The following is a 13,795-nucleotide window of genomic DNA, read 5'->3' as shown; positions in this document are numbered from 1 at the left end:
TGTATCAGTCTATTCCATAATATTTCGACGGTTCCAGTTCATGAATGCCCAATCGATTCCTATGTTGTTTTCTCGTGGACACGCGAATTCCAAAGGTCTTATGGGTTTGGAGCTCTTATCCACGAGGCTTTCCGCGTACGTGGAAGTCGCATATCGCGACCCGTCGTCCGGGCTTACAAACACTACTTGTTTTTGTGGATTTTCTGTCGCCAAATAGCTCGCGACTAGGTATGCAGCACCGGTTGTCGGCCCACGGAAATGGCCGGTTGTGCTGTACAGTTTTCGCGTTTGATAATCAGCTAGCTCGGAGCTCACCCAATGCACATAATCGAAAAGATTATGGCAAAGGTTCTTTGGCATTACAGTGTTGCCAAGGCCACGTAACCGCCTAGGGCCATCCATCTGACCAAATAGAATGCTGTTAAAAGTATCTACACCAACTAGAGTACAATTCGCTCCGGTTGAGCGAATTGCGTGGGCCAGACCACAACTCGAACCTCCTGACCCCACGGCGGCGACTAGAATTAGTTCGGTGCCGATCTGATCTAGCAGCGAGATGCCCGCTTTCTCATAGGCTTTGGCGTTGTCGGGGTTGTCATATTGTCGGCACCAAAATGATCCACTTTCCGTACCAAGGATTTCTTGAACGCGGTCTAGTCTAGCTTTCTGGTATCCTTGGCTGCCTTTTTTGTCTGTAATTATTTCAACTTTTCCGCCCAGCATGGTCAGTTGCTGCCGATAACTATCATCTATTGCCGGGTCGCCGATAATCACAAAAGGATGACCGAGCATGTTGCAGACCATAGCCATTCCCACTCCGAAGTTGCCGCTTGAGGTCTCCACTATTGTCGCGCCCGGAAGGAGCTCTCCACGGGCCAGTGCTTGCGTTATTATGTAATAGGCTGGAACAATCTTCATCGCTTTAAACGACAGCATGGTGAGATTAGTTTGGATTTTGAACAGCTGGGGGTGACGCATTCCGTCGACAGCAGACTGGTAGGCCTTCATGCTATACTCTCAAACTGTGGTGAATATCTCAGGGAAAATGCCATGGCCGTTTAGCAGGCGTTGTGTGTCCGCAATTTTTGCAGGGTGGTGCAAATCTGATTGGGAATATAACAATCCCAAGTATGTACCAGAGTGAGCTGCGACTAGCCCAATCGCCCCGGTCGTTTCTTGGAGTTCTCGCATCAAGTGGTAATATGGATGCGGATTAGAGAACTGAGAGAGCTCGGAGCTTCGAGTTGCAATCTTGCCAATTAGACGCTCATCAGCAGTCTTAATGGCGCGCTTCATCTCAGAAAGCAGAACCATATATTGCTTTTTGATCTGAGGAGCGATTTCACGATGTTGTGCATTGAACTGAATCGTGTCGCATTTCCCACCTCGATCCACTCCCACCACAATCATCCGTGGAAGTTTCCCTAGTTTTTCATCGAGTGACACGTCTCTATGAAAAAACGAGACGACGCCGTCGTACATCACGCCATCACTAGGTTCGATGGTTCTTAAAGAATCCTCTATCATTTGGGGTTGGCTTCGACCGCGTAAAACGATGCGGCAGCTCGAATCGCCGCGACCATGTCTGCGGTCGAACTCGCCAGTCCTTTTCCAGCAGGAATATGCTGGGAGAACCGCAAGGTGCCTGTCGCGGGCAAACTATTAGCTGTGAGGAAATTTCTGACGGCCCGGCAAGCTTTCTCCTTCTGTCCTGTTTCGCAAGCTATTTCCCCATTCTGCGAGAAATCAAACTCAGCTACCGCAGTAAGGCTTATAGGCAGGGTTACCAGAAAGTGTTTGCCGCTCGGGAGAACCCCCTGGAGCAATTCGCCAAACGTACCACTGCAACTACCGGTAAAACAGGAATCATGCAATTTGAATGCTGGTATATTGATGCCATTCATTCGCAGGCTCTTCTCGTAAGTACACACGGAAAATGCCTGTGAAGTATTAGGCTTTGTGGTCTGCTTTTCTTACCTTATGTTGCTGAGTTGTATCGGTATCCTGCTCTTTTGCCCTATCCGGGGTCATCTCATGCATTCACAGTGCGCCGATTAGCTACTCGCGGAGTGTCGGTGAAGAAAGAGCTCGTCTTATTGCAGTATTGCTCGGCCGACTGCTTCCCCGCCAGTGGATCAAATCAGCGTTCTTCTGGCCTGCGCCCGTTCGCAGACGACGAAGAGAATGACTTAGCCTGTGGCGGAGTCATGGGCCTGTGAAAGGATGATGCTGCCCAAGTGGTCAATCTGTTAGGTGCATGAAGTCTCTAAGACATCGGCATGGTCCAGCATCATTCATGTTCGACCATTCCCTTTCCGCGTGACGATGGCTTGTCATCTCTTCTTTCCGCGTTGAACGCCTCTTTTCCTTTTCCTTTTCCTTTTCCTTTTCCTTTTCCGTTCCACAGTTCCCGAGCCCGTTCGCCGTCTTCGCTGTTGAGCTTTTCCGTCACCCAGATGAGGGCACCATAGATCGTGGTCCGGTCATCGTTCGTCAGGTCAACGATTCCCGCCTTGACGACGAGGCCGCCGAGTTCAATCAGGTGTCGCGTGCGCCTCCTTCGCTCGACTTCCCAATGCCGCATGTCATGCCGCGCCCGTTGCGCCTGATGCCGATTGCGCGCCGCCCGATTGCGTTTGATCGCCGCTAGCGTCATCGTCATTTGCCGGTTTGGATCGCCGCGATTTTCCCCGAAACCACGCCGCCCCGTGTCGCCCATGCCTCCCTCTTTCCGGCATCGGTTGTTTCCGCCAGTACGACTAGCTGTGAGCTTTCATTAGGTTGTCCATTCGGAGCAGATTTAGGAGACTGGAGTTACCACACCTCAGTCATCCAGGATTGCCCCGAATGAACATCCATAAGAATGCCCGACTGACGCCACGGCGTCGAGAAGAAATGGCGATCGAGGCTCTCGGCGGTAGGCTGACAAAGGCGCAGGCTGCAAGCCGTTATGGCGTTTCGCTGAAGATCGTATCACGCTGGGCAGATCGTTTCAGGGCATCGGGCCGGGCGGCGATGACGGATCGCTCATCGCGCCCCGCCAGCAGTCCCCGGCAAACGGGCGAAGGCATTGTCAAACGGATACTGTATCTTCGCAGACAACGCCTGACCGGCAAGCATATCGCCATGGAAACCGGCGTATCTCCCGCCACGGTCAGCCGCGTTCTCAGGCGTGCTGGTCTATCCCGGATGAAGGATATCGATCCGGAAGAACCCATCATCCGCTACGAATATGCTGAGCCGGGCGGCCTGATCCATCTCGACATCAAGCGCCTTGGCCGTTTCGAGCGTGTCGGCCATCGGATCACAGGCGACAGGACAGGGCAAAGCAGTTCACGCGGCGTCGGCTGGGAATATGTCCATGTCTGCATCGATGATGCTTCCCGCATCGCCTTCACCGATATATTCCCGGATGAAAGGGCCGTCAGCGCCATCGCCTTCCTCAAGGCTGCCGTTGCTTACTATGAAAGCCTTGGCGTCACGGTCACCCGGGTGATGACCGACAACGTCCTAAGAGCGGAATGAAATGAGGCAGAGGGTCAAAACGTCTCTGTCCGCCAGCATGCTCTCGATGCATGGCGCTCGTCAAGATGCATGGCCGAACCAGGCGGCTTCCACGAGCAAGGGAAAAGGTCTCGTCCATAGCAAACACAGGGTCCATCATTGTGGCCCTCACCGTCCTCAACACGAGCTTCTGATCCAGGTGGAAGACCCGAGCATTATCTACAGGGTCATCGTTTGCGATGCCCTCACGGCTCTAGCTGACAGAAGTTCTTCCACCTGGCACCCGCCCTTCGACAAAGGGCCGGTAGTGTGAACCGCCTTTGATGACCGCGTGCACGACACGGGCCATCTTGGCGGTAATAGCGGTCATTGCCTTGCGGCGCAGATCTGGATTGTCGCGATCTCTTGCTATGTAGCGTTCGAATTTATGCCGGAAGCCGTTCTCTCGCTGGCGGACAGCAACTTGCCCGGCGATCCATAGGGTACGGCGTAGCCGAGCATTGCCGAATTTTGAAAGCCGGGTCTGACCACGATATTGGCCTGACTGCTGCGTCGACAGGTCCAGTCCACAGAACTTCAGAAATTGGCGGTGATGGTGAAAGCGACGAAGATCTCCGGCTTCGGCAATGATCGTGAGCGCATTGATTGGCCCGATACCTGGAATCTGCCGTAAGAGTTGATAGTCGTGACTGTGCCGCAGCAGTTCATCGGCCTGTGCCTCGATCTCATTGCGCTGCCGGATCAGACTGCGTGCTTCGGCGACAACCATCCGGAACATGCGAATGGCAGGGGCATCAAGCGGTAGCGGCAGTCCGATCGATGATCGCGCCGTCTCGTAAATGTCCATAAGAATCTGGGTCTTGCTGACCTTGCGACCGACGACATCCCAAGCTGCTGTAACGAACTCTTCCTTCGTCAGCGCTGTGATGCTGGCCGGCGTTGGAAAGGCATCGAGAAACGCGAAGAACCAATCGCTGCGGCTGTTTCCCCTGATGCGCTCGATCTCGGGAAAATATAGCGGCAGGTAATGCGTCAGGATACGATGCTGAATCTCGGTCTTGGCCTTGGCGATCGCTTCATGCGTCTTCGACAATTCCTGTACATCGTTGATGCCGGCACGCAACGGATCATGATAGGCCTGCGTCGCCTGGATCTTGAGCATATGCAGGATCACCTGCGCATCCTTGGGATCGTTCTTATCCCAGCCGTTATGCAAAGCCTCCCTGGTTCGAGCCAGAGCCAATGATGACACCAGCCGCACCTCGAAGTCAGCTTCAGCCAGCCGCCATGCGATCGGGCGGTGATAATTACCCGTTGCTTCGAAACCGCAAACGACCGGTCGACCATACGATTGGAGAATCTCGATCAGCCGATCGTGTTCCGCGCGATTGTTAAGGACCTGCAGCCGACGACGGCGCTTGTCGCGAGGTGCTTCGATCAGAACTTCATTGCGCACCTTGGCGATGTCGATCGCTACCAGTACGGCATCAGTGGGTATAATGTTGGAAATGGTCATGGTCGGTCTCTCCGGAATGGGTTGTGAGCATTCACATTCTAGAGAAATTCTGACTGGCCATGGCCGCCTCAAGCGGTGCGCGCTTGCAGCGAAAAGCTGCGCGCACCGGCGGCTCAGCTGCTGAAACTCTCCCCTTCCGTAGGTGCTACGGGTCCTGCTACATCGCCAAGGAGTTTGCCAAGGCCTGCAGGACGCTTGGCCTCAAGCACATTCGAACCAGACCTTACACGCCAAAAACCAACGGCAAGGCCGAACGCTTCATTCAGACCGCCTTGCGGGAGTGGGCTTATGCGCGAGCCTATATTTCGTCAGAGAGCCGAAAATCGCATCTGCCGAACTGGAACCACATGTACAATTGGCATCGCCCTCACGGCGGGCTAAAATCAAAAACACCAATCAGTCGCCTCGGTCTTAACCGAGACAACCTGTTTCAGTTCCCGCGCCTTGTCTTCAAGCGCTTTCAGTTCCGCATCGTAGTCGCGTGGTTTGCGCATGGTGTTCTTCCTTTCCAGTCGAATATTGTCGATGCGGTGATCATACTTGCGCAGGCGGCCGAACGCAGTATTGTTGTCGGAACGGTTTGGCACGATCCCTTCCGAGATTTTTTCGAGGGAGGGCGCGCTTATACGTCGTTCCGACGTGCGCTTTTGCGTGGCAATGCTTGGATCGCGATGGTGATCTATCATCTTCACGTCAAGGTCATTGGCCGCAAGGCCGGAAGAAGCGCGGTAGCGTCTGCCGCCTATCGCTCGGCCTCGCGGATGCGGGACGAGCGCATCGACCGCGTCCAGGATTCTTCCAACAAACGCGGCGTCGTCCATTCCGAAGTGCTGTTGCCGGAGAACACGCCCGAACATCTTCGCAATAATCAAGGTTAGCCTCTTAAGAAGCGTCATCCCACCAGCCGCGAACATCGGAAGGTTCAGAGCGAGAGCAAAATCCAAAGAACTGTCTGACCGCAAAGGAAAGGGCAAATGCAGACGTTTAGCAGCTTCTCTCTGATATTCCGTATCCTGAGCTGAAAGTCCAAATAAGCGCTCAACGCCTAACGCTTTCAACTCCGCAAAGTGATCACGAAATGCACAAGACTGCGGCGTGCAACCGCGAGCGCCGGGAATCGCGTCCCATCCTTCGATAGCTCCGCCAGTATGCCCGCTAAGTGTGCTGCGTTTCCATCATCTACCGGGCTATCACGTGAGTTCCTTCAATCCAGTTTGCGTTTCAACAAGCGCCCGGTACCGGTTTTCGGGACCTTGGGCGATCACAGGCGAATTCTCTATGGCAAGTTCCCGATACAAGGCCGCAATGCCAATGGGGTCGGGATGCTCAAGGGTGAACGATTGAAGGCGCGCGCCGAGATCGGGAATGGAGGCGATATAGCTAGCGTCACCTTGGTGGTCGATGATCGAAGGAGCAGCGCCATTTAAGGGAAGTGAGCCATTTTTGGGGACGGTGAAAGCGAATGTCGGATCCACGGTCGGCAGGGGAACCTTGTCACCGAAGATCGCGCCATGGGTTGAAACAATGGCGTCCATTGCATCGGTGTTGGCGACCCACCCGCGCAACCGGCGACCTGCGTCCCAATCCGCTCTAACCCTGTTCCTGATTGTCGAGGCCGAAGCAGCGCGCCCGATCTGGCTCTATCCCTTCGGGATCGAGCGCCACAATTTCCAGATAGACGGAATTTCCGAGCTGAAGCCGGTGATTGTGGCTACCCTCAGCCAGCGTGGGGGCAATAACGGTGAGGTGGTCCAGCTTCAACAAGTGCAGAGAACTCCAATACTCAAGGATATCGTCGCGAAATTTCCCAAAACCTGCAACATCTTACGGATGCGGGAGGGGGAAACCATGCCTTTGATTCAAGGCCGCCAGAATCTTGTCTTTGTCGGCAATGAACGCGCGACCCTGATAGGTGCCGGTCTGGTGGGGTGATGTTTCCCCTGCTGCCAATAGCAACAACGGCAACGATTGACTTTCTTCGCCAACCAGTTCCACGACCGGAATCCTCGGCCGGGACCATTCGATCCGCTCTACATCGAGCCGTCTCGCCAACTCTGGAAACGACGCCAGCACTCCTTCCATGAGGGCGCAGTGCCAACAATAGAACCGTTGGCCCGGATAGGCCGGGTCTTCAGAATCCGGGCGCAATAAAAAAGCTTGTCGAGAGTCATCTTCCATCCCTGATCTGCCGATGAGATGTATTTATCTGAAGCCCGGATAAAAGTCATGGCGACCATCTCATAGTTCGAGTGCGACTTCCTGCATGTACATGCTGGTCTCGTCCTCGCCCATGGACCAAAAAAAGGGGTACCCCTTCAAGGTGGACACCTTGATCTGCCGTTCAAAGAAAGCCGCGCTTACTATCAACATAGGTCGGGACGCCTCCGAACACCACGCCTTTTTACCGCTCTTTGTACGCCGCAGTACGACGACAGCTAAATACTTCTTGCAATTGGATAATTTCTTGCCCTGACTGATTCAGGGGCAGTCAGAAACAACCAGCACGAGGCAATGCTGCCATGCCCGAACCAGACCGTATCATACGCCTGAATACCGTCCGTTTCCGTACCGGGCTATCCCGGTCCACCATCTACCGCAAGATCGCTGACGGCACCTTTCCTGCCCAGATCAAGATCAGCGTTAACGGTGCAGGCTGGCGCGAATCCGACATCAACCGCTGGGTGGCTAACCCCGTCTTTTGGGAGACCAAAGGGGCAGGGCGATGACGGACGATAGTAATTGGAGCCCCGAGACGAAAGCATCTAAAAGGAAGCCTGCGAACGACAACAGGCAGCAGGCAGTTACGAAGGTCGATGCTAGTACTGACGTTTCCGATCAGTTGGACGCGATGGTGATGTCCATCGCCCAATTGATCGGTCGGCAGATCGCGCGCGAGGAATTTGCTTCCCGGACTGCCGCCAATGATAACCGGGAGGCAAACGCAGCGGAAGATGATTAAAGCAGTTCAGGTAAACGCCGATAAAGTGCATGCTCGCACTGCTATCGATCTTCCGGGCTCTTCAAGTTCGCCATTCTCACTTGCCGGATTGTCTCGGCAGCTTTCATGAAGGCACGTTTTGCGTCGGCGGAGTGGATGGGGTGCTGTGATCGGGCAACAGCGCGGAGATAGGCTTTGGCTGTCTGAAGTTTTGGCAGAATATCGGCATTTTCGCTTCTGGAATAAAATGCAATCAGATCGAGAGATTGGACCACCAGTACGCGAATTTGGTCTTGTGTCAAAACATAAACGTGGTTGGCAGCTTTTATGAGCCGCCGGATGAAGAGGGACGTTTGGGGCGAAATTAATGTCGAGGGTAGCAGGTTGGTGGGAACTGTTATTGGGAAATTTTATCCGTGCCGCCGATAGCGCGTGTGCATGGCAGACAAACGTCGCGGGGCCGGAGGCTTCTGCAAGATTGGAACAGAAGGTTCCGACGGTTTTCCATCCGTCAAAGGGCGCACGCCGTGAGTTGAGGTGTATAAGGTCGGCGCTTTGTGTTGGATATTTCGGTTCGATGTCGTGCCGGCTCTTCGCGCGTCATGGTTAACCCATTTGAAGAAAGCGTAGATTGGTAGGAAAACAACAATCAGTGTGAGGATCGACTCGAGTGTCCGCATGAACCAACGTAACCAGAACGCCCCCCAGTTCCCCATACGCTTGTTCAAGCCCGCCGTCACGCTTGGATTCAGACTTTATTGACCAAATTGGGGGAAATCTTCACGTCGAAATCGAATATATCGATCCAGTTCGCCTGTTCAGCGATCATCGCCGCCATCAGGGTTGCACATGTGGTGGACAGGCTAACGATCAGGCACAGTAGAAGGATTCTGGTAATATCAGAGGTCTTCAAAGTCAGGCACACATGGACTGCGAGGGCAAACCGCTTGAGCGGCTCTTGATAAGAAATGAGCGCGGACGCTGTACAAACCGCGCGTTCTTATAGGCAGCGATGATGGTTAAAATTTCCTTGCAACGGCGATGTATTCGTGAGTCCTTATCGTGAAAGCTCTGTTCGGGTTCTTTCTCCATGAGCGAATGATTTGATTTTGAAGGTGGAGGAGCCTTATTGCCTGATGGAGCGGGCCGGAACGAAGCCGCCCCCTCAAGGCCAAACCGCTTACGCGGTGGCGCGTGCCGCGCCAGCCTTGACCGGCCGGCTCCGTCCCGGCGGGGGCTTGTGAGGCAGGAAAGGCGGGGCCTGCGCTGGCAGGCAGCGCCAGCCGCAACGAAACCACGCAGACGCAGTGCATTGCCGAATGAAGGATCTGAAATTCGCAGGCGTCACCATCGTCACATTGGCCGAGGGTGAGATCAGCGAAACCTGAAAGGCACGATGAACGCGCTGTTCCTGAAAGACCTCGCCATGAAGACGCATCGCGGCCTTCGCGGGCGCGTGGAAAAGGGCAAGGCGGGCGGCGGACTTTGCTATGGCTACAAGGTCGTCAAGAAGTTTGACGCCGCTGGCGAACCGATCCGGGGTGACCGGGAAATCATTCCCGAAGAAGCCGACACCATCCGCCGCATCTTCCGCGAATTTGCATCGGGCAAGAGCCCGAAGTCAATCGCCGAGGACCTGAACCGGGAAGGCATTCCCGGTCCGCTCGGTCGCGCGTGGGGAGACACCAGTATTCGCGGCCACGCGAGCCGGGGAACCGGAATCGTCAACAACGAGCTATATGCGGGCGTGCTTGTCTGGAACCGCCTGCGGTTCATCAAGGACCCGTCCACCGGCAAGCGCTTGTCGCGCCTCGATCCTGAAAGCCAGTGGATCAGGACCGAGGTGCCGCATCTGCGCATCGTAGATGATGAGCTATGGAACGCCGCCCGCGCACGGCAAAAGCAAATATCGGAAATCTTCGGGCCGAACCCGGCCAACACGCTGGAAGGCCGCATGAAGTGTGTCCATCTGGCGAACAGGCCGGTACATCTTCTTTCCGGCCTTCTCACCTGCGACAATGGCCGCTCCATCACCCCCGACAAGATCGAGGTCCGCGTTTTGACAGGTCTGAAAGAGCGGCTTGTTTCCAGTGAAGCGGTTGCCGAGGCCGTCAAGGCTTATACGGAAGAAATGAACCGGCTCAACCGTTACCGTCGCGCACAGGCCACCACCGACCAAAAGGCAGTTGCGAAAATTGAGAAGGCCATCGCCGGGATTACTTCCGCCATCGAGGATGGAATGTATCAGCCTTCCATGAAAGCCCGCATGGACGATCTGGAAGGCCTGAAAGCCGAAATCACGCCCCGCCTTGCGCAAGCGCCTGCGGACATGCCCGACATTCACCCGAACCTTTCCGACCTTTACCGTCGCCGCGTCGAGCACCTTTCCGACGTTCTCAGCGACCCGGACAGCGGCAGGCAGGCGGCGGAGGCGCTGCGTAGCCTCATTGGGGAAACTGTCCTCACGCCGGGGGCCATGCGCGGGGGTTCACGCCTCCCTACGCGGCGAGCTGTTCGGTATTCTCCACTTCGCCAGAGCCGAGGAAACCCAAGAGCCAGCTGGTCTTATGCCAGCAGTGGAAGCCTGCCCTCGCAACCACAATGCGCCCATAAGGTTTTACTTGGATACGCGCTGGCTTGGCAGCCGAGCTAGATGAGGTCGAAGTAAGAGTAGATCCGCGATTGACAGTGCTTCACACCTGAGGCTAGCCTCTAATCTCGAACTCGGAATACGCGGATTATTGTCGTGAGGTTGATTTCCAGAGCGACCTTGATCGTACGGAAACCAGACGTGACAACAATTGATAAGCGCTCCCCAGCCTCGCCGCAGCCATGTCGCGACACGCAGAGCTTCAGCGAAAGAACGAGGCAAGACATCTTGTTTCCTGTCCGGGAAATGCAGGATCGGCTTTTCCATATAAAAGATGATCTTCTCTACGCCTGTATCACATATGGTGACGGCCTGGCGAGCAGGCCAGTTCAGGGGTTCACGTGGACAAAAGGGATAGGCTATGCCTTTCTCACGTTTTTCGTGCAGCGAGCGCTTAACATTCATCGTTTTCCCTTTTTTGCTGACAGGATTTTGGAGCAGGCTCCATCTAGCGACAAAGAGAAAGTTATCATCGAGATCGTGAAGACACTGACACCTCAGAGGATAGAGGCAATCAGCGACGAACTTCTAAGAATTTACAAGCACACGCAGTCGCTGTTGCGAGATAAAGATATTGCTGCCGTAAACCTGAAACGGATGGTGCGCGAGCTTCGCGATCGTCCCACGGCTGGTGAAAGTTATGCTCAGACCATCATGCGGTTGAAGCGAGCAGCCCATGAAACCGGCCGACAGACGATTCGGTTTGAAATGGATATTATCAACTCATGGGGAGATGATGGTGGCTATCCACATTATCCAATCATGATACAGCGAACCATACCTGCGTCTGATGTTCTGTATTTCAGCAATATGATCGCGAGCCGTGAACAAGGAACCCATGCAGACAGGTTCGCAGTAGAGCCGGGCGAGTGGGTCGTCCTCAATAGATCGCCTACCGGCATCGTTGAGTTTTCGGTGGGCGACATCGTCTTCGACGAAACCATATATGAAGAGATTCCTGGATGGAGAGCAAAAACCTACGAAATGTTCTTGGAAACCCATAGCCCATTCCCATTCCGAAAGGCCGCAAGAATCAATGAACAGTGGGCTCGTGAATCGTCAGGATGGCGCCTGACAGCCAAGGGCCGTTGGCTAGCTTTCCTTTACAGCATACTCGGTCGATAACGCTTTCATGCCCAGCGTCCCACATCTGGGTTAAGTCAGGGAGGTGTTCCTATTTCCATAGGCTATTGTCTCTTCAAACGTGCCGGACCTTGTCGATCACCCAACCTTGCAGGCGCTTCGCTGTTGCTTGCGCATTTGCCTCCGTTAAATGCTCGGGAAAGATACTGAAAATCGGCCCGAGGTGCTTCATGCGGGGGACGGTTTTGTCCTTGGCGTCGCGATACTCATCCGTTTCCATGCCGAACGCCTCGACGATCAAAGTTGCGGGCCTATGTTCCTTGTAGGTTGCTTCCAGAATGAAATCCGGACGACAAGGTCCAAGCGGCGTTTCTGACGCAAAGAGCGGTTTGGTAATCTTGATGCGGAGATCGGGAATGCCCTCGAACAAGGATCGCTGAAGCCAGAACAGGAGATGGCACACATCTCTTTCGAAACCGGATTCCACCGGAAACAGCGTGTCGCCATTGTAGACCGGCTGGGCGTAGGCCTGGACAGCCCGCGCTGGCCCCTCGTCGTCGTCGCCGAAGTCCACGTTAAGCAAGCCGAGGAAGGGGCCTCGATGTGCCGGGTCGCCGCGCAAGGGTTGTCGCACTTTCCCAAGCACCTCGATTGGACGAGAGGACGAGACGGGCATGATTGCCTGCGCGGAAACGCTTTTCGCAAAAAGCAGCATGAAGCCGGTTCGGCGAAGCGTTCCGGGCCAGTCTGGACGTGAGGTTTCGAGCAGGCGTTGCCAGCGGCTGCCTGATGCCCAGTAGTCGGCCGCCCACGTCGACAGCAAGGCGTTGAGAGACCATGTTCTCAAGACACGAAGGTGCCTGGCGGCGGCGCGCAGCTCTGACAGCTGATTTCGAAGCGAAGGATCGTAGTCATCCTGCAGTGGTGGAACCACATTCATGCCAGCGTCATCAAGCAGGCGCCACAGGATGCCGCCGAGCCGGGACGGCCTGTCATTGCGTTCGGTCGAGCGGTTGATGTCGTGGTCTGCGACGTCAGCAAGGCGGTCTGGAATGGCCGGCAATGCATCGATGTAACTCCGATCAGTTTTTCGGAGAGGCCGAATGTGATAGCTACGGTCGATGAGCGCCGGCGTGGCGTCCTTATCCACGTGAAACGGGCAGATGCTTGTATGATTTGGCCGCTCTTCATGTCGAAGAGGGTCCTCGTTCTTTGATGTCAGTCGTCGCAGCGTATAGGTATGCTCCTGCCGGATCGGGGCAAGTAGTGGCTGGACCCGGCCGACGAGACAGTCGCACTCGATCCAGCCGTTCATCACCTTGGCTTGCCGGATCACAGCGAGAGCGATTGCCTTATCGGCATTGGAAGCAACGTCGCCGTACCAGGCGCGCAATGCTGCGGCTTCTTCCTCGGTAAGCTCTGCCAGACTGTGAGCGGGGCCGTTTCTGAAAACTATCCGCATGAATTCTGCAGACCAACTTGATGCAGGTCTTCCTCCGGTCCTGCGGACCGAGCAGCTCCACTTGCATGGGCGAATAGGGCCGGTGTAGGAAGCATAACAAGCTTGTGAACTGCTCCGTTTGAAATATGGACAACAATTGGTTTACGCTCGGGCGGTGTGGTTTGCAGTCGATGGGTGACGGATGAGCAAAAGAGTTTCAAGGATATTTCCAATGCGCCGCCATGGCGCGCCTTGCCGTCACCTTGTCGGTATGCGCGTCTGTCGCTGCGTACGTGCGGTCCTGTCCGGGGATGGTGGCCGATGCCTCGTCTGAAACGCACCCCCCCTGTCGAGGCCGTCGACATTTCGACACTCGACGCCCTGTCGTTCCAGGAGAGGCTTGCCATTGGCCTTGAACGGTTGAAGTCCGAGCGCAAGTTGACAAATCGGGATCTGGCCGAGCAGCTGGGCGTGCACGAAGCATATATATCGCAGGTGACGCGTGCCATGCGGGACGTCAAGCTATCGACGCTCGACAAGATGCAGCGTGAGTGGAATGTCGTCATTGAGGATTTGCTCAAGATCACCGAAGCCGACCTCCCTCGGGTAGCGGTCTGGAAAGCCCGCCGCAAGAAACAGAAATCTGCCGACACCGACCAGTGA

13 protein-coding genes and 5 pseudogenes are annotated in these 13,795 nt (G+C 55.1%); 8 read left to right on the top strand and 10 right to left on the bottom strand.

Going from position 1 to position 13,795, the window contains the following annotated elements; translation table 11 throughout:
* Positions 1-9 precede the first annotated feature (9 nt).
* The 4 genes from FG152_RS17000 to FG152_RS16985 all read right to left on the bottom strand — a co-directional run bounded on the left by FG152_RS17000 (position 10) and on the right by FG152_RS16985 (position 2,719).
* Positions 10-1,008: a PLP-dependent cysteine synthase family protein gene (locus FG152_RS17000; RefSeq protein WP_498987290.1), complete on the bottom strand. Its 999-nt coding sequence runs from the start codon at positions 1,006-1,008 to the stop codon at positions 10-12.
* A 9-nt stretch (positions 1,009-1,017) separates the two neighbouring features.
* Positions 1,018-1,527 carry a hypothetical protein gene (locus FG152_RS16995; RefSeq protein ID WP_498987287.1) on the bottom strand — a complete coding sequence of 170 codons (510 nt, stop codon included), beginning with the start codon at positions 1,525-1,527 and terminating at the stop codon, positions 1,018-1,020.
* Positions 1,524-1,904: a GHMP family kinase ATP-binding protein gene (locus FG152_RS16990; RefSeq protein ID WP_498987285.1), complete on the bottom strand. Its 381-nt coding sequence runs from the start codon at positions 1,902-1,904 to the stop codon at positions 1,524-1,526. Before FG152_RS16990 ends, FG152_RS16995 begins: the two co-directional genes overlap by 4 nt.
* Before the next feature lie 386 nt (positions 1,905-2,290).
* On the bottom strand, positions 2,291-2,719 hold the full coding sequence (locus FG152_RS16985; RefSeq protein WP_498987283.1) for a conjugal transfer protein TraD: 429 nt from the start codon (positions 2,717-2,719) through the stop codon (positions 2,291-2,293).
* Positions 2,720-2,847: 128 nt separating this feature from the next.
* Here FG152_RS16985 and FG152_RS16980 point away from each other — a divergent pair.
* Positions 2,848-3,507, top strand: a pseudogene (locus FG152_RS16980) (helix-turn-helix domain-containing protein); the annotation flags it as partial.
* Positions 3,508-3,723: 216 nt separating this feature from the next.
* Here the strand turns inward: FG152_RS16980 and FG152_RS16975 are convergent.
* Positions 3,724-5,020: pseudogene (locus FG152_RS16975) on the bottom strand (IS110 family RNA-guided transposase).
* 149 nt (positions 5,021-5,169) lie between these two features.
* Between FG152_RS16975 and FG152_RS16970 the strand changes: the two are divergent.
* Positions 5,170-5,448: pseudogene (locus FG152_RS16970) on the top strand (integrase core domain-containing protein); the annotation flags it as partial.
* Between the two features lie 243 nt (positions 5,449-5,691).
* Positions 5,692-5,892: pseudogene (locus tag FG152_RS16965) on the top strand (MobA/MobL family protein); the annotation flags it as partial.
* On the opposite strand, the pseudogene FG152_RS16960 reads toward FG152_RS16965, so the two are convergent.
* The 4 genes and pseudogenes from FG152_RS16960 to FG152_RS16945 form a co-directional block, all read right to left on the bottom strand.
* Positions 5,884-6,165: pseudogene (locus tag FG152_RS16960) on the bottom strand (redoxin family protein); the annotation flags it as partial. The pseudogenes FG152_RS16965 and FG152_RS16960 sit on opposite strands and share 9 nt — an antisense overlap.
* Positions 6,166-6,210: 45 nt before the next feature.
* A complete protein-coding gene (locus FG152_RS16955) occupies positions 6,211-6,585 on the bottom strand; it encodes a VOC family protein (RefSeq protein ID WP_498987280.1) in 375 nt (124 codons plus the stop codon).
* Between the two features lie 25 nt (positions 6,586-6,610).
* Entirely contained in the window at positions 6,611-6,784 is a 174-nt protein-coding gene (locus FG152_RS16950) for a VOC family protein (RefSeq protein ID WP_498987278.1), read from the bottom strand.
* Positions 6,785-6,844: 60 nt separating this feature from the next.
* Positions 6,845-7,198 carry a DUF3088 domain-containing protein gene (locus FG152_RS16945; RefSeq protein ID WP_498987275.1) on the bottom strand — a complete coding sequence of 118 codons (354 nt, stop codon included), beginning with the start codon at positions 7,196-7,198 and terminating at the stop codon, positions 6,845-6,847.
* A gap of 341 nt (positions 7,199-7,539) precedes the next feature.
* Here FG152_RS16945 and FG152_RS16940 point away from each other — a divergent pair, with 341 nt between their 5' ends.
* The 4 genes from FG152_RS16940 to FG152_RS16925 all read left to right on the top strand — a co-directional run bounded on the left by FG152_RS16940 (position 7,540) and on the right by FG152_RS16925 (position 11,733).
* A complete protein-coding gene (locus FG152_RS16940) occupies positions 7,540-7,746 on the top strand; it encodes a helix-turn-helix transcriptional regulator (protein WP_498987273.1) in 207 nt (68 codons plus the stop codon).
* Positions 7,743-7,979: a hypothetical protein gene (locus FG152_RS16935; RefSeq protein WP_498987270.1), complete on the top strand. Its 237-nt coding sequence runs from the start codon at positions 7,743-7,745 to the stop codon at positions 7,977-7,979. Before FG152_RS16940 ends, FG152_RS16935 begins: the two co-directional genes overlap by 4 nt.
* A gap of 1,375 nt (positions 7,980-9,354) precedes the next feature.
* A complete protein-coding gene (locus FG152_RS16930; RefSeq protein ID WP_498987268.1) occupies positions 9,355-10,611 on the top strand; it encodes a recombinase family protein in 1,257 nt (418 codons plus the stop codon).
* Between the two features lie 138 nt (positions 10,612-10,749).
* A complete protein-coding gene (locus FG152_RS16925) occupies positions 10,750-11,733 on the top strand; it encodes a hypothetical protein (protein WP_498987265.1) in 984 nt (327 codons plus the stop codon).
* A 73-nt stretch (positions 11,734-11,806) separates the two neighbouring features.
* On the opposite strand, the gene FG152_RS16920 is transcribed toward FG152_RS16925, so the two are convergent.
* Positions 11,807-13,153 carry a DUF8535 domain-containing protein gene (locus FG152_RS16920; protein ID WP_498987264.1) on the bottom strand — a complete coding sequence of 449 codons (1,347 nt, stop codon included), beginning with the start codon at positions 13,151-13,153 and terminating at the stop codon, positions 11,807-11,809.
* Between the two features lie 300 nt (positions 13,154-13,453).
* Between FG152_RS16920 and FG152_RS16915 the strand changes: the two genes are divergently transcribed.
* Positions 13,454-13,795, top strand: coding sequence for a helix-turn-helix domain-containing protein (locus FG152_RS16915; protein WP_498987261.1), 342 nt, complete (start codon positions 13,454-13,456; stop codon positions 13,793-13,795).

Origin of the sequence: Ochrobactrum sp. XJ1 (genome assembly GCF_024701725.1) — a bacterium.
GTDB classification, from domain to species: domain Bacteria; phylum Pseudomonadota; class Alphaproteobacteria; order Rhizobiales; family Rhizobiaceae; genus Brucella; species Brucella anthropi.
The sequence above is the reverse complement of the archived record's forward strand: the minus strand, read 5'-3'. Positions and strand labels throughout refer to the sequence as shown.

Coding starts and splice junctions, on each gene's coding strand:
- FG152_RS17000 (WP_498987290.1), bottom strand. CDS start 1,008: ATGAAGGCCTACCAGTCTGCTGTCGACGGAATGCGTCACCCCCAGCTG.
- FG152_RS16995 (WP_498987287.1), bottom strand. CDS start 1,527: ATGATAGAGGATTCTTTAAGAACCATCGAACCTAGTGATGGCGTGATG.
- FG152_RS16990 (WP_498987285.1), bottom strand. CDS start 1,904: ATGAATGGCATCAATATACCAGCATTCAAATTGCATGATTCCTGTTTT.
- FG152_RS16985 (WP_498987283.1), bottom strand. CDS start 2,719: ATGGGCGACACGGGGCGGCGTGGTTTCGGGGAAAATCGCGGCGATCCA.
- FG152_RS16945 (WP_498987275.1), bottom strand. CDS start 7,198: ATGGAAGATGACTCTCGACAAGCTTTTTTATTGCGCCCGGATTCTGAA.
- FG152_RS16940 (WP_498987273.1), top strand. CDS start 7,540: ATGCCCGAACCAGACCGTATCATACGCCTGAATACCGTCCGTTTCCGT.
- FG152_RS16935 (WP_498987270.1), top strand. CDS start 7,743: ATGACGGACGATAGTAATTGGAGCCCCGAGACGAAAGCATCTAAAAGG.
- FG152_RS16930 (WP_498987268.1), top strand. CDS start 9,355: ATGAACGCGCTGTTCCTGAAAGACCTCGCCATGAAGACGCATCGCGGC.
- FG152_RS16920 (WP_498987264.1), bottom strand. CDS start 13,153: ATGCGGATAGTTTTCAGAAACGGCCCCGCTCACAGTCTGGCAGAGCTT.
- FG152_RS16915 (WP_498987261.1), top strand. CDS start 13,454: ATGCCTCGTCTGAAACGCACCCCCCCTGTCGAGGCCGTCGACATTTCG.